This is a genomic window from Janthinobacterium sp. SUN137 (assembly GCF_030587265.1).
GTDB lineage: Bacteria > Pseudomonadota > Gammaproteobacteria > Burkholderiales > Burkholderiaceae_D > Janthinobacterium > Janthinobacterium kumbetense.
Genome location: NZ_JAPWHZ010000001.1, coordinates 1,597,693 through 1,616,953, shown reverse-complemented (window position 1 = coordinate 1,616,953; position 19,261 = coordinate 1,597,693). Strand labels below are relative to the sequence as shown.

Here is a 19,261-nt window from a genome sequence, read left to right as displayed (position 1 = left end):
TCGGGATTGGTTACATTCACCATAAATGGTGTTCCTTGGTAACATTTCAAATATGTTGGATTGTCCTTTGAAAGAGCAAGATGATTGAAGAATTAAAAGATAAAGTGGATAAAGTGTCGCCAGCAGAGATGAATGATAAAGATGATGAGGTCAGCTTGTTGGATATACTGACTGCGCTGGCTAGGCAAAAAAAGACAATGTTGATTGTTCCCTTGGTAACGGGGATATTGGCGATTGCCATTGCATTCCTGATGGTGCCAAAGTTTTCCGCCACAGCAGTTATTTTGCCACCACAGCAGCAACAGAGTTCTGGCGTTGCAGCCATGCTTGGCCAGTTGGGTGGCCTGGCTGGAGCAGCCGGAAGTATTGCTGGTTTAAAAAACCCCAATGATTTATATGTCGGCATGCTGGAAAGTCGCACAATCGCAGATAAATTGATTAGTCGTTTCGATTTAAAAAAACGCTATGATGTTGAAACGCTTGATGAGGCGCGAAATAAGTTGAAATTATTTTCGACAGTATCTAGTGAAAAAAATGGAACCATTTCCATTTTGGTGGAAGACATAGAAGCAAAATTTGCGGCAGAACTTGCTAATTCTTTCGTCACTGAATTGTCCTATCTGACCAAGGGTCTTGCAATCTCAGATGCTGCACAGCGTCGTCTGTTTTTCGAGAAACAGTTGCTAGCGGTGAAGAATGATCTGGCGGATGCTGAGATTGCACTGCGTAAAACCCAAGAAAGTACGGGCTTGCTTCAACCGGATGGTCAAGTTCAAGGAATTATTCGTAATGTTGCGCAACTGGAAGGAACCATCGCGGCGAAAGAGGTGCAATTGAATTCGATGCGCAGTTTCGCGACAAGCAACAATCCAGACCTGATGCGTCTACAAAGTGAAATTCAAGGATACCGTGCGCAACTTGAAAAATTAAAAGTTGGAAAATTATCTGGCGACGGTGATTTGATGGTGCCAACCGGAAAACTTCCGGAAGTGGGAATCGAATATATACGTAGATTGCGGAATGTAAAATATCAGGAGACGATATTTGAGCTGCTTTCGAAGCAATATGAATTGGCTAAAATAGATGAGGCAAAAGAATCATCGATCATCCAGATTCTTGATGTTGCAGTTCCAGCGGAAAAAAAAGCTAAACCAAAAAGAAGCATCATTATACTGTTGGGTTTTGTTGGTGGTGTATTTTTGGGTATGCTGATCGCATTGATGCGTGATGCTTATGTTCATTCCATGAAAGACGAAAAAAACAGATATCGTTGGAGTGAGTTGCGGATGGCTTGGAAGAATAAAAATAATTAGTTGGAATGCCTTGAGTGGCGTGCGTTAGCACTTTGATGAGTAAGGAAGAAAATGAAAGCTGTTATTCTCGCGGGTGGGCTGGGAACTCGTATTAGCGAAGAAACATCGACGAAGCCAAAGCCAATGGTGGAAATTGGTGGCAAGCCGATTCTGTGGCATATTATGAAGTCTTATTCTGCACATGGCGTCAATGACTTCATTATTTGCTGCGGGTACAAAGGCTATGTCATCAAGGAGTATTTTGCCAATTATTTCTTGCATACCTCGGACGTGACGTTCGACATGCAGAATAATCAGATGGAAGTGCATGCGCGCAACGCTGAACCTTGGAAGGTCACTCTGGTTGACACCGGCGACGAAACCATGACCGGTGGCCGACTGAAGCGTGTCAAACAGTACCTGGAAGGGGAAGAGGCGTTCTGCTTTACCTACGGCGATGGCGTCAGTGACGTCAATATCACTGAATCGATCGCCTTCCACAAGGCGCATGGCAAGCTCGGGACCTTGACGGCGACCCAGCCGCCTGGTCGCTTCGGTGCACTGAACTTGGACGGGCAGAAAATCAATAGTTTCCAGGAAAAACCACAGGGCGATGGCGCTTGGATCAACGGCGGCTATTTCGTGCTGTCGCCCAAGGTCATCGATTACATCGCCGAAGACAGCACTACCTGGGAAAAGCAGCCATTGGAGCGCTTGGCTGAAGAGGGGCAACTCGACGCCTTTTTCCATCGTGGCTTCTGGCAACCGATGGATACTTTGCGCGACAAGGTGCATCTGGAAGAATTGTGGCAATCGGGCAAGGCGCCCTGGAAGGCGGCTTGATGAATCCCGCATTCTGGCAAGGGAAGCGCGTCTTCCTCACCGGCCACACCGGTTTCAAGGGTGGCTGGCTGAGCCTGTGGCTGCAGCAGCTTGGCGCCGACGTGACCGGTTACGCACTGGAAGCGCCTACCACGCCCAGCCTGTTTGAAGTGGCCAATGTCGCGCACGGCATGCAATCGCTCATCGGCGACGTGCGCGATGGCGGCGCCGTCAAGCGCGCCATGGCTGCCACACGTCCGGACATTGTCATTCACATGGCCGCCCAGCCTTTGGTACGCTATTCGTATGTGAACCCGGTGGAAACGTATTCCACCAACGTCATGGGCGTGGTGAATGTGCTCGAAGCCGTGCGCGCCACGCCTGGCGTGCGCGCAGTGGTCAACGTTACCAGCGACAAGTGCTATGAAAACCGCGAGTGGCCGTGGGGCTACCGCGAAAACGAAGCCATGGGCGGTTATGACCCCTACAGCAACAGCAAGGGCTGTGCCGAACTGGTGACAGCCGGCTACCGCAGTTCCTTCTTCCATGCGGACAAATACGCCGAGCACGGTATTGCCCTGGGCAGCGGCCGCGCCGGCAATGTCATCGGCGGTGGCGATTGGGCGCTGGATCGGCTGATTCCAGACATGCTGCGCGCCATTGGCGCCGGTGAATCGGTCATGATCCGCAATCCCCACTCCGTTCGCCCGTGGCAACACGTGCTCGAGCCGCTGAGCGGTTATCTGACGCTGGCGGAAAAACTGTACACGGAGGGGCCCGTGCACGCCGCGGGCTGGAACTTCGGTCCGCACGATACCGACGCCAAGCCCGTCGAATGGATCATCGAGCGCATGACGCAAGAATGGGGCGCGGGCGCCTCTTGGTCGCTCGATGGCCAGGACCATCCACATGAAGCGACTTATCTGAAGCTCGATTGTTCCAAGGCGCGCGGCCAGCTGGGCTGGCATCCACGCTGGGATATCGGCCAGACGATCACCAAGATCGTTGAGTGGCATAAGGCGTGCGACCAAGGGGCCGACATGCGTGCAATGACGCTGGCGCAAATCGTCACCTATCAAAATACCTAATTAATTACCTAATAAATTGAAGGCTGTATCATGAGCGAACAACTGACCCAACAACAAATCCGCGAACAGATCGCCGCCCTGGTGGCGCAATACGGCGCACTGGCCAGCGTGCCAAAACCGTTCGAACCGGGCGTGACGGTGATTCCACCGGCCGGCAAGGTAGTCGGCGCGCCTGAAATGGGTCTGATGGTCGAAGCCTCGCTGGACGCCTGGCTGACCACCGGTCGCTTCAACGATGAATTCGAAAAGCGCCTGGCCAAGTTCATCGGCGTCGAATTCCTGATCACCGTCAACTCCGGTTCGTCGGCCAACCTGGTGGCCTTTTCGGCGCTGACATCGCCAAAACTGGGTGCGCGTGCCATCCAGCCAGGTGACGAAGTCATCGGTGTGGCGGCCGGCTTTCCGACTACCGTCAATCCGATCCTGCAATTTGGCGCCGTGCCTGTCTTTGTCGACGTCGAGCTGGGCACCTACAATATCGACGCCAGCAAGATCGAGGCGGCCATCACCGATAAAACCAAGGCCATCATGCTGGCCCATACCCTGGGCAATCCGTTCAACCTGGAAGTCATCGTTGCGCTGTGCAAAAAATACAATCTGTGGCTGGTGGAAGACTGCTGCGATGCCCTGGGCGCCACCTACAACGGCCAGATGTGCGGCACCTTCGGCGATATCGGCACCATGAGTTTCTACCCTGCGCATCACATCACGATGGGCGAAGGGGGCGCGGTGTTTACCAATAATCCGGAACTGAAAGCGATTGCCGAATCGTTCCGCGACTGGGGGCGCGATTGCTATTGCGCGCCGGGCAAGGACAATACCTGTGGCCAGCGGTTCTGCTGCAAGCTGGGCACGCTGCCGGAAGGTTACGACCATAAGTACACCTACTCGCATCTCGGCTATAACCTGAAGATCACTGACATGCAAGCCGCTTGCGGCTTGGCGCAGATGGACCGCGCGGCTGGCTTTGTACAGGCACGCAAGGACAACTTCGCCTACATGAAAGCTGGCCTGAAAAGCTGCGAAGAATTCCTGATTCTGCCAGAAGCGACACCGAACTCGGATCCATCCTGGTTCGGCTTCCCGATCACTCTGCGTCCTGAGGCTAACGTGGACCGGGTCAACCTGTTGACGTTCCTCGATCAAAACAAGATTGGCACACGCCTGCTGTTCGCTGGCAATCTGACACGCCAGCCCTACATGATCGGACGAAACTACCGCGTCTCGGGCGAGCTGACGAATACTGACCGCATCATGCATGACACGCTGTGGATTGGTGTTTTCCCTGGCTTGACCAAGGAAATGATGGACTTCTCGATCAGCAAAATTGAAGAGTTCTTCGGAGTAAATTTCTAATTATGAGAGTTCTGATTACAGGAGTGACTGGTTTCTTAGGGAGTCATCTCGCAAAATTTTTGACTGAAAATGGTCATTCCGTAATTGGAGTAAAAAGGAGGACATCCTCGCTTGAGCGCTTGAATTCTATCGCGGATCATCTGGATCTCCGTGATATTGAGGATGGATTTGAGGATTTTAATTCTGAAGTAGATGCGATTATTCATACCGCAACCTGTTATGGAAATCAGGGAGAATCCGTTAGTGAGATATTGAATTCTAATGTCATATTTCCTCTTTCATTAATTGAAGCACTGAAAAATAACGAAAATTTGGTTTTTCTGAATGCCAGCACGTTCTTTTGCAAAGCGAAAGAAAATTATAGTTATCTAAAAAGTTATATAAAATCAAAAAATATCTTCCACGATATTGCGAAGGACTATTGTCAGGAGCACGAGATATTTTTTGCAAATATCAACTTGGAACATATGTATGGTCCCGGAGATGCTGAAAATAAGTTTGTCAGCATGGTACTGCGGAAAATTGTTTGCAATGAAAATTCCATTGCCATGACGGATGGTAAACAATTACGTGATTTCATCCATGTATTTGACGTGATATCCGCTTTTGAAAATATTCTGGTGTATGCGAAAAGAAATGCAACTGCTGAAAATAAATATGTAAATTTTGAACTCGGCACAGGGGCCGCAATATCGGTCAGAGATTTTGTCGATACGATGCATAGGTTGGCTGAATCGAAAACAATGCTTAATTATGGCGCCTTGAAACATAGAGAGGGTGAGATTATGCATTCGGAAGCGGATATTCGATGTCTCGTAGAAAAGACAGGTTGGCATCCCAAGGTGAATTTAATAGATGGTCTTGGTAATATGATAGCGGAAATAAAATCCATGTCAGGTAGTAATTGCGCTGCAAAAAAATCAAGAAATTGAAATGAGTAAAGATTATTTGAGCAGATGAAAAATTTAATATACGCAACTGGCTCAAGGGTCCTCCAAATTGTTTGTAGCGCACTGATAATAATCCTGTCTGCAATTTTTCTTACAAAAAGTCACCAAGGATTATTGCTGACGCTAAATAGTATTGCAGCCGTTCAGATATTTTTTGAACTTGGATTTTCTTCAGTTATTCTGCAATATGTAGGTCATGAGCGTAGATATCTGGCTTTTGATAGCGTGTCTGGATTTTCCGGTCCTAGTGAGAAGTTGGAACGGTTAGCAAATATATATAGGCTTGCTAGTACCTGGTTCAACTGGGGAGCAATTGGATGCAGTATATTTTTACTCATCGGTGGTAGTCTATTTTTCTATGATCACGGCAATAGTCAAGACATGCCATGGATGTTGCCGCTTATTTTCCTGTCAATTTGTGTTCCTCTCAGCTTATATTCGCAGCGCTTCTGGGTCGTCTATGAGGGGTTTGGCCATATAAATGAAGTCTATAAATTAAGACTGTGCGCATCAGTTTCAAGTTGCGTGGCTATCATAATTTTATTTTTATATGGTTACGGTTTGTTCGCCCCCATTATTAGTCCATTTTTTAATTTTGTTTTTTCTCAAGTTTTAAGAATAAGAGAATACAGCTTCTGGGTGCGTATTAGTGATATAAAGTTTGCGGCAGCTGCTAAAAAAATTATATTTAAAGAAATTTTGGCATTGCAGTCTAAAATATCAGTATCTTGGCTGTGTGGATTCTTTATGATCCAATCGATAACCCCGATTGTTTATAAATTTAGTGGTCCGGAAAGTGCCGCCGTAGTTGGAATTGGGATGTCGGCGGTATTAATAACCAACGGCCTTTTGAGCGTGTTATTGCAAGTGAAAATTCCAGAATTGCTGGAGCTAATAAAATGCGGAGAGTTATTAAAATATTTCAGTTTTGGAAAAAAATTGGCTATTCAAACTTTTGCTGCATCTCTTGTAGTATCGCTGATTGGCGGGATCTTTATTGCTCTGTTGAATATTTTTAATGTTAATTGGTTATCGAGTAGGCTGCCTGATCTGCACGCGTATACGTTTTTCATGCTGGCAGCAATTGTTAATCAAATTATAGCGACACAAGCGACCCTTACTAGACTGTTTAAAGTTGAACCATATCTCTATCATTCAATTTTAGTCGCAGTATCAACTGTGCTCGTAATAGCATTTGCGGCAAAAGATAGCTCTACAACTGGAATCGCGATCTGCTATTTCCTCATAACATTACTTGTTTCATTACCTTCATCGACATATATTTATTTGTCTGAAAAGAAAAAGAGGATTCCGAGTGCTCACAATTTGCATTCCAACTTATAATCGACCAGATAAAGTCAGGCAACGGATTATTGAATTGTTGCCGCAATTGAGTGAATTTGTAAAAATTTTAATTATTGACAATGCTTCTGTCGAGCCTGTGGTAGATATAATTGGAGATCTAATCACAGGTATTGATAAAGTGAAAGTGGTGAGAAATAAATACAATATTGGCATGTCTGCCAATATTGCAAGATGTATAGAGTATGCCGATACAGATTGGCTGTGGATACTGGGTGACGACGACTTGGTAACCTCGTCCGCGGTTGATCGGATAAAGGCTGATATTGCCGCCGCGGATGAAGATGTATGTTGTCTTAAATATTCATCATATTGCAATGAAAATTCACATGATGAAGTGCTCAACATTAAAGAATTTTTATCGCACAAAGCGATGGGGTTCGATTATGTTTCTAATATTTTTCTAATATCTTCATCAATTATAAAAATAAAAAATATATCAGCATTGGATAAGATGATGGATACCATTAATAGCATGGTTCCACATGTTGTTTTGATTTTTCAATTATTGATAAATGGTGGAAGGATATCATTTATAAAAAATAAAATTGTTGAAAAAACTGATTCTGATATATCCTGGTCCATCATGCAACTAGAGTTTAATTTAAAACTTGCGCCTCAATTCGCTACGAATGTTGACAATGAGACGTTCAGGTTGGTTAAGAGCTTTTTTTGCAATCACATTACATTTTCACCTGCAAGTATTTTTTTACGTGCACATAAAATGTCAAAAAGTAAAAGTCGGGAATATATTTGTTATTTGTATTCTGGAATCGTCCTGCAAAGTTTTTTTTCAAAATATGGATTTTTAAAATTCGTTTCACATGCTTTTTTATATTTTCTATTTCAACTTCATGTTGACAAATTTCTTCCTGTATTTTTTCGTTTGGCAGGGATGAGATTTCATCTGAAATATAATAAATTCATGACAGAAAGTTAAAATCGAAATACTTTTATTGTAATGTATTTTATTTGCAAAGAAAGTTGCAATTTTAAGTTTTTTAAACTTATTAAGTTGTATCGATAAATATAGAAAAGGTAGTATAAATTGAATATTTTAATTACGGGTGGATCGGGATTCATCGGATCAAATCTTGCGCTGAGCTTGATTGAGCAGGGCCATGCAGTGACAATTTTAGACAATTTATCACCACAAATTCATGGTGAAAATCCAGAGAAAACATCGCCTTTGTATCGCAGTATTAAGGACAAAACAAATTTTGTACTTGGTTCAGTTACCAGCCGGGCGGCATGGGAGTCTGTGCTGCCTGGCCAGGATGCCATTGTACATTTGGCTGCCGAAACCGGAACCGGTCAATCGATGTATGAAATATATCGGTATGTTGATGTCAATATCAGCGGTACGAGCTTGATGCTTGATTTATTGGCGAATACAGAATATCAAGTTAAAAAAGTTGTTGTGGCGTCTTCCCGTTCTATATATGGTGAAGGAAAATATTATTCATCCGCATTGGGAATTATTTATCCAGGTGCGCGTAAGGATGAAGATATGCAGGTTGGGCGCTTTGAACCGCTATGTCCCAAAACAGGTGAACCATTGGAGTTGCTGGCAACCGATGAAGAGTCAAAAATTCATCCGTCTTCAGTGTATGGGATTACCAAGCAGAACCAAGAGCAGATGGTCATGACTGTATGCAACTCGCTGGGTATTGGTGCGACTGCACTGCGCTATCAAAATGTTTATGGCCCAGGTCAGTCGTTGAGCAATCCATATACGGGGATCTTGTCAATTTTTTCGACGCGTATTAAAAATGGTAATGGTTTGAGTATTTTTGAAGATGGCAAGGAAAGTCGCGATTTCGTGTTTATTGATGATATCGTTGCTGCGACGACCTTGGCGCTGACAAAGGAAGAAGCCGATGGTGAAGTATTCGGTATCGGTGCTGGTGTTGCAACTGATGTTTTGACGGTTGCACAGACACTGGTTCAGCACTATGGCATCGACGTACCGATCAAGGTTACTGGTGCTTACCGCCTCGGCGATATCCGCCACAACTATGCGGACCTGTCCAAATCGAATCGTTTACTTGGCTTCCAGCCTAAAGTGAGTTTCAGCGAAGGTATCGCACGCTTTACCGATTGGGTTAACGAACAGGCAATTCAGGCCGATACCTACGATGCCAGTATCGCCGAAATGAAGCAGCGGGGACTTTACAAATGACGGTCAAGGTTGGCCTGGTAACAGTGCTGTTCAATAGCGCCGATGTGCTGCCCGGTTTCTTCGAAAGTCTGAGCCGTCAGGATCTTAAAAATTATTGTCTGTATATTATTGACAACAGTTTGGATGACCTTTCCTATAACACATCGATTCAATTGATTGAACAATATGGCATGAAAAATGTCACGTTGATAAAAAATTCCGATAATGTTGGTGTGGCCAAAGGAAATAATCAGGGCATACAATTATCATTGGAAAATAACTGTGAGTATGTACTGCTATTGAACAACGATATTGAGTTCGATGATAGTGCATTAATCAGCAAGATGCTGGCGTTAGCCAAGAATCACAACGAGAAGCTGATTGTGCCAAAAATATATTTTTTTGATTCCGGCAACATCTGGTGTGCAGGCGGTGATATCAGCAATTGGAAGGGTACTACGACACATCGCGGTGAGGGCGAGCCGGATCGCGGTCAGTATGATACGGATGGGCATGTCAACTATGCCCCGACCTGCTTCATGCTGATCCATAAATCGGTATTTGAAAAAATCGGCGTCATGGATGAAAAATATTTCGTTTATTACGATGATACCGACTTTGTCTGGCGTGCAAATCATTCGGGTTTTGGTATTTACTATTGGGCAGCGGGAGAAGTGAAGCATAAGGTCAGCAGCAGCACTGGTGGCTCCGGATCTACATTCACGACATATTATGCTCAGCGTAACCGCCTTTATTTTATTCGGAAAAATTTCGGATTTTCGATGAAAATTATTTCATTGACATATTACTTCTTGACCCGATTGTTTAAATTTGATTTTTTTTCGAAAAAAATGCGTGGGCCTTTTTTTTCGGCAATAAAGGATGGCTTGAAAATGTAGAGAAAGTCTACATGAGTTCATGTACTGCTACTTCAAGTGCAAAAATATGATTTTCTTTTCATATTTTGGTAAATTCGTTTTATGCAATCATGATTGCAGATGTGAAAAGTTGAGAAATTATCATGAAGTTGAGCTATGATCCGCGTTGGTTAGGGCCGACAGGTATTGGTGCTGTTGCTGCCGCTTTGATAAAAAGAAAACCTGTCCATGTAGAATTACTGCCTTTGAAATATGAAGGAAAAATATCAGACCCGCTTTCTCCCCTGAAGCTTGGTGCAGAGTTGCGCAGTTTGAAAACAGATGTTTTTTGGTCCCCGGGTTTCATTGCTCCTTTTCATCCGAGAACTCCTGATGTTGTCACCGTACATGACTTGATACATTTGCATTATTATAGTTGGGGGCATAAAGCATATTACAATTATATATTGAAGAATCTTTATGAAAAATGCTCAAAAATAATAACCGTCTCGGAATGCACAAAAAAAGAACTGATTGCCTGGGGGGGCTTCAAGCCTGAAAAAATCGAGGTTATATACAATGCTGTCGAGCAATCGTTCAATGTTGATGTTATCCCGGTATCATTAGGTTATCCGTATATATTCTATGCCGGAAATCGAAGGGGATATAAAAATATATTCCGGATGATAGAAGCATATGCTCTTTCGAAATTACCGTCGCTGGGTATAAAATTATTGCTTTCTGGTAAATTGGATGATGACCTGAGAAAAATGATGCAGCAGTTCGCTGTAAATGGCATGGTGGAAACATCTGGCTTTATCCAGGATGAGGATTTACCTCGCTACTACAAGGGTGCGACGGCAATAGTCTACATTTCCCTGTATGAAGGGTTTGGCTTGCCAATTCTTGAAGGGATGGCGACCGGTGTCCCGGTGATCACCTCCGATCTCAGCTGCATGCCTGAAATTGCTGGTGGCGCGGCATTGCTGGTCGACCCGCTGGATGTTCGCGCTATCGCCACCGCAATGAACCGAATCGTCGACGACTCTGATTTGAGGGCTAGCTTGATAAATGCTGGCTTAAATCGGGCAAAAGATTTTTCATGGAATCAGTCATCAGAGAAATTCTGGAATATCATCGATGAAGTTGGAAAAAATGAATAGAATTGGTATTGTTGTTCCAACCTATAACCCCGGGCCAATGTGGAACCAGTGGTTGGAGAAAATGAAGTCACAGTCCCTGATGCCAGAGGTTCGTCTTATCATTGACTCTACATCGAACGATGGTACGATGACGTATGAAACGCACCAACTGTTTGAGGTTCAGACGATCTCCAAAAGTGAATTCAATCATGGCGGTACTCGCCAACTGGCGGTTAGTAAAATTGCAGAACAAGTTGATATTGTGATCTTCATGACGCAGGACGCTTTGTTGCATGATGAGCATTCTTTACGTAATTTGGTTCAAGTATTTTCAGAAAATAGTAACGTGGCAGCGGCATACGGACGGCAGTTGCCACACGCTGGCAGCCGGCCGAGTGAAGCGCACGCTCGCATATTTAATTATGCTGAGAAAAGCGTATTGAAATCATTGGCATCTAAAAAAGATCTTGGATTCAAGTCGATATTTATATCCAATTCGTTTTCTGCTTATCGGGTAAAAGACTTGATGGATATTGGCGGATTTCCTACCAATGTCATTTTAGGTGAGGACACTATGGTGGCGGCCAAGCTTCTACTTTCCGGCAAAACCGTTGCTTATCAGGCTGGCGCCATCGTTCACCATTCACACCATTATACCTATGGTGAGGAGTTCAAACGTTATTTCGATATCGGTGTGTTGCACGCGCGTGAGCCATGGTTGCTCATTGAGTTTGGGCAGGTGAGTGGCGAAGGAATGCGATATCTGTGTTCTGAAATGCGTCATGTGATGAGTGATGCCTGGTATTTGATACCATCGACGTTGATTCGCACGTTTTTCAAATATGTTGGCTACAAAATGGGGCGTTATGAAAAATATTTTCCAACCAAATTGAAAAAAAGAATGAGCATGTACAAAGGATATTGGTTAAAGAATAATTAGCAGAAGAATTAAAATTTAATGTGGCTATTCAGCAGAGTCTCTTGCAGACTCAGCTTTATGAAGATTTAAGGTTCTATGCCGTTTTATGCGCAACTTGACTTCGTTTAGCATTGTGGTCTGAGCGATTTTGAGATGGAGAGCCCCCTTATGAATATTGGTGTCGAAGCCTATTTCATGAATGCGTTGGGTCTGTAAGTACCTTGGTCGGTGATCAACGTTAACCTTACGAGTCCTTCGATAGTTAAGAGCATAAGTTATTGATTTATATGGAGCGACTTAAAATTGTTTCAGTTCAGGAGGGTTAATCGAGTCCAGAGTATCGGTTTTTTGATCGTCAGTACTGCAAGGATGTCGGTCTTCTCTTTGTTAATTGACAAAATTCCGGTGGCGGATTCGGTGCCGTTCAGTGTGACGCGGTGGTGCTGAATTGCGCCGCAGTTTTGCCAGTGTGCGCTCCAATCCGCCCAAGTTAAGACATTTCAGTAATTTTTCTGGCTCATGGCCTTGTGTCTTTTCGGCTTCGACTTTGTGGTCTAGAAGATCGGCGTCGGCATGTGCGGTCAGGGAGACGAAGGCCTGTAGGCTATCGCAGACGATTTTGGCGGCAACGTCCTGCGCCACGGCTTGCTGGGGCAATCCGCTGATGTGCTCCAGGTTGAACCGGTGTTTGAGCCGTTTGAACGCCTCTCGAACAAGAACTGACGCTCGCCGCATTGGTGGACGTTGTTGTGTAGGGAGGCCGCTAGTATCAGGTCGAGCCACGGCAAGTCCCGGCCGAACAGGATTTTGTCGGCCAGAGCGGCGCGCTTAATGTGGCTGCTCCGCAGACCAACGCGCACTGTCGAGGTGTGGGCGGCGTCTAGGCTTAGCAAGCACCAGCGCGGCACAAACCTGTTCTTCTCGGCGCGCGCGGGATTCGCTAGTCGTTGAGGGCCGGAATGGCGGTCAGGAACAGCTTGGCACGCATCTGGCTGAACGCATGCCCGGACACCCAGTAGACCAGGTGGGTTTGTTGGCGAAGATGGGCGAAGAAGGTGTCCAGTTTGGCTTGGGCGCTCATCCGTATGCCACTCAGCATGATGGTGACCAGCCTCGCCAAGGGTAGCTTGCGACAGTGCGAAAACGCAGTCGGATGGTCTGCATGGCGCGCATAATGAAGAAATTCTGTTGAAGATAGTCGGACGGCGAAATCTTGAAACGGTATGGTCAGAATGAAGATCCTAGGCAGTGGAAATAAAAATCCACACTGAAAGCCCCGACTTTAATATAATGTCAAGAATATATTTAATGATAGTTAAAATGAAATATTTAAACGCACACAATTCCCTTGTCTTGGGTGGATTGTCCCGTCTTTGAACTCGCTTCGGTTACAATGCGAGATCGTATTTGCTTGCCAGCACCTAGCTTCGCAAAATTTTACCAGGCACATCATGCGCGTCTCGAACCCATTCCCGCCGAAAATTCCCTTGTTACCCTTTGCCAAGTTTTTCACGGTAGTGGAAGATTACAAAGTGCAAAAATTAATACATTTTGGCTAATATGATGATTATATCATTAATAAGTATATTGTTATCTATAATAATGGCTTATTTTTACGTTAAAAAAGATAAAATATTTATATTTTCTCCCGCAATTGTTTTTGTTGCATATAATCTATTTTATATAATTGCACTTATTATTGCATACTATGGCAATGTTGGTATAACCCTATCTCTATTAGGCGATAAAGGTGCTATTAACACTGCGGTGCTTTCATCCTCTTTGGCATTGCCGTTTTTTTTAATTGGCTACGGTTACAGAAACAGCGTTGTTATACACGGTCCTCAAAGGACGCTTCGCTTGGCGCATTTGAATGGATTTTTTCTCTGTTATCTGTTTCTGTGGTTGGGACTGATGGCTTTTGGTAAAGATTTGGGATGGCATGCGATCAGCCACGACAATGCGCATGGCTGGAAGACTGTTGTTTTCGCTTACGCGAAATACTGCTTTGTCGCTATGGCATTACTTTTCATCTATCTAAGAAAAAGCAAGCCACGTGAAATTTTTTTCATATTCGTAACTCAGGTCGCGCTGATGATGGTGGACGGCGGTAGAACTACCTTTTTCGGCTTCTTGGTTGCAGCAGCTTGGATATGGCACCAGAATGGTGGTGTTGTGAAAAAGAAGCACTATATATTTTGTGCACTGGCATTATTTGCAATTCTTAGCGCCAGAGCAATTGTGTTAAATCAAAATTTTGCGGATGCAATTGTTGGCTCTGTTGGAATCGAAGCATATTTTGCCTCATACACTTTGCTGCAGTCAGTTTCAATTGTTGATAATACACGCCATATTTTATACGGTTTAACCTACTTGCTCGATCCTTTTATTTACCTTCTTCCAAGTGGCATCCGAGATGATCACTTAATACTCTTGAAATTTGTGGGAGCAGGTAATACTGACGAACTGTACGCCCCGATGGGAGGATTCTACTATGCCGCTGAGGCCTATGCGAATTTTGGAGTGTTTGGACCATCATTAGTCGCTTTTTTTTATGCACTCCTCTTTCGATATTTTGAAAGACAAGTGAAATACTATCGCTTTGTTGGAATTATTTTCATTGCATCGTTCTCATCCATCGCCTCTAAAGTGAATTTTGCAAATGGGATAAAGGTGTTTTTGGTATACTTACTATTTACTTTAGTGTTTCGCCTTTTCTTCGCTCGACTAGTTCGTCCTATCGTGAACGAAAGGTCCATGGCTGCGCCGACGACCCCTGCATTGTTACAATAATCCACAGTAGCGCTAGATAATTTTTGGTGCAATAACGGGGGGGCCGTCGATAAACTGTTGCGCAAGTCGGACACGGCGGTGGCGATCCAGTACGCGATGAACCTATGGCCGGAGTTGCTGCGCAAATGTGACGAGGGCATCATCGAGATCGACAACTCTGCAGCCGAACGGGGTCGCCATTGGCCGGCGCAACTATCTGTTCGCCGATGCCGACAGCGGTGGCGAGCGTGCTGCCGGCACCTGCTCGCTGATCGGCACCGCCAAGCTCAACGAAGTTGACCCCGAGATCTGGCTGCGCCATGTGCTGAGCAACATCGCCGATCATCTGGTCTACCGTGCGATGACTTCTTGCCCTGCAACTGCACCACGTAGATTCCCTCGGCCTAAAAATACGCCGTTTCTCGGTGGTGTGATGCCATCATCTGGCAATTCCAGGCAGGGTTGAGGGCGGTGCTGGATTTGCGCTTACAAAGAGTCTTTGCGCATGCCCCACAATACCCAGAGACAGCCTTACGGTCCGTGCCCTGCGCCGTAGGCACCATGCGCGACTGGTGTAGCATGTCGTCGCCTCGCACAGCGTCCGTCGCCAGAATGATGCGCGGCTTGGCATTACCAGTGGTGGCGAACGGGTAGTTGCGATTTACTCGCTGATCGGCTCCGCCTGACTGAATAGGGTCGCCCCGGAAACCTGGTTGCATCATGTGCTGGTGGCAGATTGCCGACCGCCCATCAAACATGTTGACGAATCCCTGCTGTGATATTACAACCGGCAGGTCTATTCTGCTTGATCAACATGTTGCTTTCCAGCGGTGTGATACCATCATCGGTCAAATTTACTGGTCGCTCAAGACAGAGGGCGTAGGCTTACTTAGAATCAAACTGGTACAACAGATCGAATACAGCGATGTTATTTTCGATCTTTAGTGGCGCCTTGTTGTTCACATTAAAAGTAGCAATGATAAGCGGCACTTGATTTGATATTTGTGATGAGTCAGGCTTGCACTTGAGTGTCATGTAGGTCTTGTCGGCACACCAAATTTCTGGCCGCAAGGGGTGATCGGAAAATACAATAATTCTGAAATTGTCTCCAAACACCGACTTGGCTCTTTGCGCCACCAGTCCAACTATTGAAGCACCCTCTTTAATGTTGTCAGCATATTCTACACTCAAGGTCTTCAAAGGAATCCCCATTAGCGGGTGTGGCACCTGAAGGTGTGCAAATAGAATTCCTCCTTTTTGCCAAAAAGGTGCTTCCATCAGCGTTTTTTTCATGCCATCACGTAAGGCTAGGAATTTTTTTCTGTCTGACTCGGAGGCTTCGCAACCCAATAATTCCATTTCGTTGATACCAGGGAAGCTGCAAGCCAATTCTGTGCCAGCTGACTTTATTGGAAAGGGAGAAAAAGAGCAGGAACGAAGACCTTGAATGGAGCAATAGCGGTGATAAAAACCCACGATGTCAATATTCTCCGAACTAGCCTTTACTTTGGAAAAATCCAATACTTTGCTTGTACTGCAGATTTGCGTGGGCCCACAGGCCACTGATTGGTCAAAAGGTGTCCTCATCCAAATGGCGGGAATGACGTTGATCGTGTTCTTGCCTGCCGGATCTATATTGGTTGCTGTGACATGTAATCCGGCCGCTTGCAGTTGCTTAACAACAGGCTCGGCTGCGCTGGCACTGAACTCATCTAATAGCAAAACAATCGTGTTTTGCGATGGCATATTTGGAGCCGCTAATGTCGGCGGTTGATGACTTGGGCTTGGCCAGTAGACAGTTGAGGCATTCGTGTTCGCAAGCACCACTGGGAAAAAGATGAAAATCATTCCTCCGACGATTCCAGCCAAGTACAGACGTTTCCAAGTGTCAATACTGATTTTGAAAGTTAACAGACTTGCAGTGATAGCCGATACCACTGCGAGTGCTTTTTGCAAGGCATTGCTTTGCATCGGAATCAATTCCAACTGCTTAAGGTAATTGAACCCGACAAAAGTTAACAACAGGGCTATGCCGACATTTAAAAATTTTATTGTTGTGGCTTGCCCCAATCCACGGCGCAGCAGTGCAACACAAACGATAACAAAGACAACCAGCAGCCCGAAAGCGAGGGTGATTTCGCTTGCTGTGTGATGCTGAAAGTACAGGCTGCTCCAGATCCAGTCAGTCTGTCTAAGCAACAGTAGCGTGAGCAACGCCAAGGTTGCCGCATAAAGCGGCTCCCCTGCCTGTAGTTCGGTCACAGTTTCTTGAGTAGACATAGCGTGCGCAGTGTATTGGGTACGGAATAGCTTGCAACCGTACTGAAATATTGACCAAAGGCCGCCATTTGTACAGCCACAGAAAACTCCTTGGGCTCGCGCTTGCGCTGGCTGCACAGGTGCAAGACCATCGGATCAGTTTCATCGAGTAATTCAACGATCAGGAACTCGCGCGTAATGTGTTCCGCCATCTGCGCAATTTTCCCCATATGAATACCTTCAGATATCGCCAAATGATGAATGAGCGCCAGCATCAACAGCATGTCGGCGCGCTGGTGCAGACGAGTCATCAGCGAAGGAAACTCATCACCACACCAACCGCGCCCGCCAACCATATCCCCTAAATTGGTGACGAGAGGGTGGATATTGGTGGCGTGACTTTGCGAAAGCACCAGCTTTTGAATGGCGTCATGGTCCAGATCGACGGCGATCACGTCGGCACCGGTTCCGGCCGACAGAACCGTAAATTCTCCGGTGTTGCAGCCGAGATCCACCACCCAAGCCGGCGCGGTGTTTTCCAGCCATTCACCTACCTTTTGAAATTTTGCAGTGGAAGCTTCGTCGGTATAGTGATGGCGCGTGTCGGTATAGTCAGCCCAATGGCTACGCGCCTGGTTGGGTTTTCCACCATTGAGCATGGATTGGCAGAAACCGTAGAGACTGCCATGTAGATGTTTACCATCTTTTGTCGGTACTTGAGCGCGAGGTTGGGATTTATTGTTACTTGCCACCATGAGTGGCCAGTATCGCGTCATGTATCGTTTGAAACCAAGCAAAGTACGAGCAACATCTGGTGGAATGCCATCGCGATAGGTGCTGTAACTTTGGTGTGGCTTCAGGCCGCGCTGCTGCGATACTGCAAGAGGCAGCAGAAAATGACGAGTAAACTGGCCAAACGCCCACCATTGCGGCGTAACAATCGGCTGGAACGAAAGGTGATCACAAAACATGGGCTGATTGCCCTGGAAAATTACGTTCCATGCCGAAGCGTCTTTCAATTCATGCCCAGCGCCGAGAATTTCACGCGAGATATCTAACGTGAGTTGCGCTGCCAAATAAAGTTGTGCGTCACACCACTCAAAGGGATAACTGACGAAAGGCAACTTAGGCGACTCGACTGTTTCGGGCGCCGTGAACTCGAACGGAATCAGCCTACCGGCTTCTACGAGCGTCGCAGCAGCTTTCGATAGAAGAAATTGCTTGGCTGTGGCTGTGGGGTGGATGCGGCGAATGACTGTTTGTCCCTGAAATTCAATCGTGCCTTCAGGATCACGCATCGTTATTTTTCTTTCGACTAAACAGTTTGGCGATCATTTGCCGAGGCTTCTTGAGAAATGTTAATGCTGCGCCAATGATGGCAAAAATACTCTGTAGCAGCAGGAGGGCTGAGCCGGGATCAACATAGGCATAAGCCGGGGAAGAAAAAGCCACGCAGATCAGTACCGCACGCAAGACGATCTTTAATTCGATGTAAATAAATTTCATTACTTCTGTACCTTTTCAATGTATTTATCAGTACGGATACCATTGGTGGCGTTCTCAAAAAACAAGTGCAATACCTTCTGCTGTAAAGTGCCGTCACGGCGAAAAGCTACAAAACTTCTTGCCATCTAGAAGTACAGGTCGTCACGGCCATGCGCGATGACCTGTACGCTATTCGAGCTATTGCTAAGCGTCTTTGCCGTTTGGGCAATACGATTGGCCGTAAAATCGGACGCACCCCCGATGGTGGCATCTACGATGTCAACCGGGCGCATTTGCAGTGCCAGGCCCGCCGGATTGAATCGCGGTGGTTGGCCAAACTCCGGGCCGATAGTGTCCTGCCCGAAGTTGTTCGACATCAGCTCAAACTTCTCTGGTTGCCACAGAAAAAACGCAAGAACAGGAGTTCCCATGGCGCGACAACCCTGATGTAACCGTGCGCCACGAGACTATCTACGACGCCATCTACATGCATGCGTGCGGCGAGGCCAAGCGCGAACTTATTGCCTGCCTGAGCCACCACAATCAGGTGCGCGAACCGCGTAGCCGCTGCACCGATCGCCGAGGGTAGATTCTGGACAGCCAGATCATCATATCTGCCCTCTGGCGATCAAGGGCCGCCTTGTCCCCGGCCAATGGAAGGGCGACGTGATAACGGCGCCAGCAAGTGTCTATCGCGTCGGTGGACACGCTGGTCGAATGCGCGACCGGTTTCGTGGCATTGGCCAAAATGGTTAACGCAACCCGTCAAGAGTATCGTCGCCAGCATCGCCAATGC

17 protein-coding genes and 1 pseudogene are annotated in these 19,261 nt (G+C 46.2%); 13 read left to right on the top strand and 5 right to left on the bottom strand.

The window, feature by feature from the left end; genetic code table 11:
* Nucleotides 1-80: 80 nt before the first annotated feature.
* From O3298_RS07380 to O3298_RS07330, 11 genes are all read left to right on the top strand, one after another.
* On the top strand, nucleotides 81-1,313 hold the full coding sequence (locus O3298_RS07380) for a Wzz/FepE/Etk N-terminal domain-containing protein (protein ID WP_305058893.1): 1,233 nt from the start codon (nucleotides 81-83) through the stop codon (nucleotides 1,311-1,313).
* A 51-nt stretch (nucleotides 1,314-1,364) separates the two neighbouring features.
* Nucleotides 1,365-2,135 (top strand): glucose-1-phosphate cytidylyltransferase, encoded by a 771-nt coding sequence (gene rfbF, locus O3298_RS07375; protein ID WP_128141717.1) that lies wholly within the window; start codon nucleotides 1,365-1,367, stop codon nucleotides 2,133-2,135.
* Nucleotides 2,135-3,202 (top strand): CDP-glucose 4,6-dehydratase, encoded by a 1,068-nt coding sequence (gene rfbG, locus O3298_RS07370; RefSeq protein ID WP_305058980.1) that lies wholly within the window; start codon nucleotides 2,135-2,137, stop codon nucleotides 3,200-3,202. The genes rfbF and rfbG overlap by 1 nt, the downstream gene beginning before the upstream one ends.
* A 30-nt stretch (nucleotides 3,203-3,232) precedes the next feature.
* Complete coding sequence (gene rfbH, locus O3298_RS07365) at nucleotides 3,233-4,558, top strand: lipopolysaccharide biosynthesis protein RfbH (RefSeq protein ID WP_305058892.1); 1,326 nt, start codon at nucleotides 3,233-3,235, stop codon at nucleotides 4,556-4,558.
* 2 nt (nucleotides 4,559-4,560) lie between these two features.
* Nucleotides 4,561-5,490 carry an NAD(P)-dependent oxidoreductase gene (locus tag O3298_RS07360; protein ID WP_305058891.1) on the top strand — a complete coding sequence of 310 codons (930 nt, stop codon included), beginning with the start codon at nucleotides 4,561-4,563 and terminating at the stop codon, nucleotides 5,488-5,490.
* Between the two features lie 24 nt (nucleotides 5,491-5,514).
* Nucleotides 5,515-6,852 (top strand): hypothetical protein, encoded by a 1,338-nt coding sequence (locus tag O3298_RS07355; RefSeq protein ID WP_305058890.1) that lies wholly within the window; start codon nucleotides 5,515-5,517, stop codon nucleotides 6,850-6,852.
* On the top strand, nucleotides 6,824-7,810 hold the full coding sequence (locus O3298_RS07350) for a glycosyltransferase family 2 protein (protein WP_305058889.1): 987 nt from the start codon (nucleotides 6,824-6,826) through the stop codon (nucleotides 7,808-7,810). The genes O3298_RS07355 and O3298_RS07350 overlap by 29 nt, the downstream gene beginning before the upstream one ends.
* A 108-nt stretch (nucleotides 7,811-7,918) precedes the next feature.
* On the top strand, nucleotides 7,919-9,052 hold the full coding sequence (locus O3298_RS07345) for an NAD-dependent epimerase/dehydratase family protein (RefSeq protein ID WP_305058888.1): 1,134 nt from the start codon (nucleotides 7,919-7,921) through the stop codon (nucleotides 9,050-9,052).
* The gene (locus O3298_RS07340) at nucleotides 9,049-9,930 is read left to right on the top strand and encodes a glycosyltransferase family 2 protein (protein WP_305058887.1); all 882 of its coding nucleotides are present in this window, start codon (nucleotides 9,049-9,051) and stop codon (nucleotides 9,928-9,930) included. The genes O3298_RS07345 and O3298_RS07340 overlap by 4 nt, the downstream gene beginning before the upstream one ends.
* A 122-nt stretch (nucleotides 9,931-10,052) precedes the next feature.
* Nucleotides 10,053-11,051, top strand: coding sequence for a glycosyltransferase family 1 protein (locus tag O3298_RS07335; RefSeq protein WP_305058886.1), 999 nt, complete (start codon nucleotides 10,053-10,055; stop codon nucleotides 11,049-11,051).
* A complete protein-coding gene (locus O3298_RS07330; RefSeq protein ID WP_305058885.1) occupies nucleotides 11,029-11,970 on the top strand; it encodes a glycosyltransferase family 2 protein in 942 nt (313 codons plus the stop codon). The genes O3298_RS07335 and O3298_RS07330 overlap by 23 nt, the downstream gene beginning before the upstream one ends.
* Before the next feature lie 919 nt (nucleotides 11,971-12,889).
* Here O3298_RS07330 and O3298_RS07325 read toward each other — a convergent pair.
* Entirely contained in the window at nucleotides 12,890-13,030 is a 141-nt protein-coding gene (locus O3298_RS07325) for a hypothetical protein (protein ID WP_305058884.1), read from the bottom strand.
* A 479-nt stretch (nucleotides 13,031-13,509) separates the two neighbouring features.
* On the opposite strand from O3298_RS07325, the gene O3298_RS07320 reads away from it, so the two are divergent.
* Together O3298_RS07320 and O3298_RS07315 are read left to right on the top strand one after the other, a co-directional pair.
* Nucleotides 13,510-14,742 carry a hypothetical protein gene (locus O3298_RS07320; protein ID WP_305058883.1) on the top strand — a complete coding sequence of 411 codons (1,233 nt, stop codon included), beginning with the start codon at nucleotides 13,510-13,512 and terminating at the stop codon, nucleotides 14,740-14,742.
* Nucleotides 14,743-14,796: 54 nt separating this feature from the next.
* Nucleotides 14,797-15,187 (top strand): annotated as a pseudogene (locus tag O3298_RS07315) (transposase); the annotation flags it as partial.
* Between the two features lie 419 nt (nucleotides 15,188-15,606).
* Here O3298_RS07315 and O3298_RS07310 read toward each other — a convergent pair.
* From O3298_RS07310 to O3298_RS07295, 4 genes are all read right to left on the bottom strand, one after another.
* Nucleotides 15,607-17,001 (bottom strand): hypothetical protein, encoded by a 1,395-nt coding sequence (locus tag O3298_RS07310; RefSeq protein ID WP_305058882.1) that lies wholly within the window; start codon nucleotides 16,999-17,001, stop codon nucleotides 15,607-15,609.
* A complete protein-coding gene (locus tag O3298_RS07305; protein ID WP_305058881.1) occupies nucleotides 16,980-18,278 on the bottom strand; it encodes a class I SAM-dependent methyltransferase in 1,299 nt (432 codons plus the stop codon). Before O3298_RS07305 ends, O3298_RS07310 begins: the two co-directional genes overlap by 22 nt.
* On the bottom strand, nucleotides 18,271-18,486 hold the full coding sequence (locus tag O3298_RS07300) for a hypothetical protein (RefSeq protein ID WP_305058880.1): 216 nt from the start codon (nucleotides 18,484-18,486) through the stop codon (nucleotides 18,271-18,273). Before O3298_RS07300 ends, O3298_RS07305 begins: the two co-directional genes overlap by 8 nt.
* 125 nt (nucleotides 18,487-18,611) lie before the next feature.
* On the bottom strand, nucleotides 18,612-18,896 hold the full coding sequence (locus O3298_RS07295) for a hypothetical protein (RefSeq protein WP_305058879.1): 285 nt from the start codon (nucleotides 18,894-18,896) through the stop codon (nucleotides 18,612-18,614).
* Nucleotides 18,897-19,261: the final 365 nt, after the last annotated feature.

Excerpts from the sequence above, each read along its gene's own strand:
- O3298_RS07380 (WP_305058893.1), top strand. The coding sequence starts at position 81 with ATGATTGAAGAATTAAAAGATAAAGTGGATAAAGTGTCGCCAGCAGAG.
- rfbF (WP_128141717.1), top strand. The coding sequence starts at position 1,365 with ATGAAAGCTGTTATTCTCGCGGGTGGGCTGGGAACTCGTATTAGCGAA.
- rfbG (WP_305058980.1), top strand. The coding sequence starts at position 2,135 with ATGAATCCCGCATTCTGGCAAGGGAAGCGCGTCTTCCTCACCGGCCAC.
- rfbH (WP_305058892.1), top strand. The coding sequence starts at position 3,233 with ATGAGCGAACAACTGACCCAACAACAAATCCGCGAACAGATCGCCGCC.
- O3298_RS07360 (WP_305058891.1), top strand. The coding sequence starts at position 4,561 with ATGAGAGTTCTGATTACAGGAGTGACTGGTTTCTTAGGGAGTCATCTC.
- O3298_RS07355 (WP_305058890.1), top strand. The coding sequence starts at position 5,515 with ATGAAAAATTTAATATACGCAACTGGCTCAAGGGTCCTCCAAATTGTT.
- O3298_RS07340 (WP_305058887.1), top strand. The coding sequence starts at position 9,049 with ATGACGGTCAAGGTTGGCCTGGTAACAGTGCTGTTCAATAGCGCCGAT.
- O3298_RS07335 (WP_305058886.1), top strand. The coding sequence starts at position 10,053 with ATGAAGTTGAGCTATGATCCGCGTTGGTTAGGGCCGACAGGTATTGGT.
- O3298_RS07330 (WP_305058885.1), top strand. The coding sequence starts at position 11,029 with ATGAAGTTGGAAAAAATGAATAGAATTGGTATTGTTGTTCCAACCTAT.
- O3298_RS07325 (WP_305058884.1), bottom strand. The coding sequence starts at position 13,030 with ATGAGCGCCCAAGCCAAACTGGACACCTTCTTCGCCCATCTTCGCCAA.
- O3298_RS07320 (WP_305058883.1), top strand. The coding sequence starts at position 13,510 with ATGATGATTATATCATTAATAAGTATATTGTTATCTATAATAATGGCT.
- O3298_RS07310 (WP_305058882.1), bottom strand. The coding sequence starts at position 17,001 with ATGTCTACTCAAGAAACTGTGACCGAACTACAGGCAGGGGAGCCGCTT.
- O3298_RS07305 (WP_305058881.1), bottom strand. The coding sequence starts at position 18,278 with ATGCGTGATCCTGAAGGCACGATTGAATTTCAGGGACAAACAGTCATT.
- O3298_RS07300 (WP_305058880.1), bottom strand. The coding sequence starts at position 18,486 with ATGAAATTTATTTACATCGAATTAAAGATCGTCTTGCGTGCGGTACTG.
- O3298_RS07295 (WP_305058879.1), bottom strand. The coding sequence starts at position 18,896 with ATGGGAACTCCTGTTCTTGCGTTTTTTCTGTGGCAACCAGAGAAGTTT.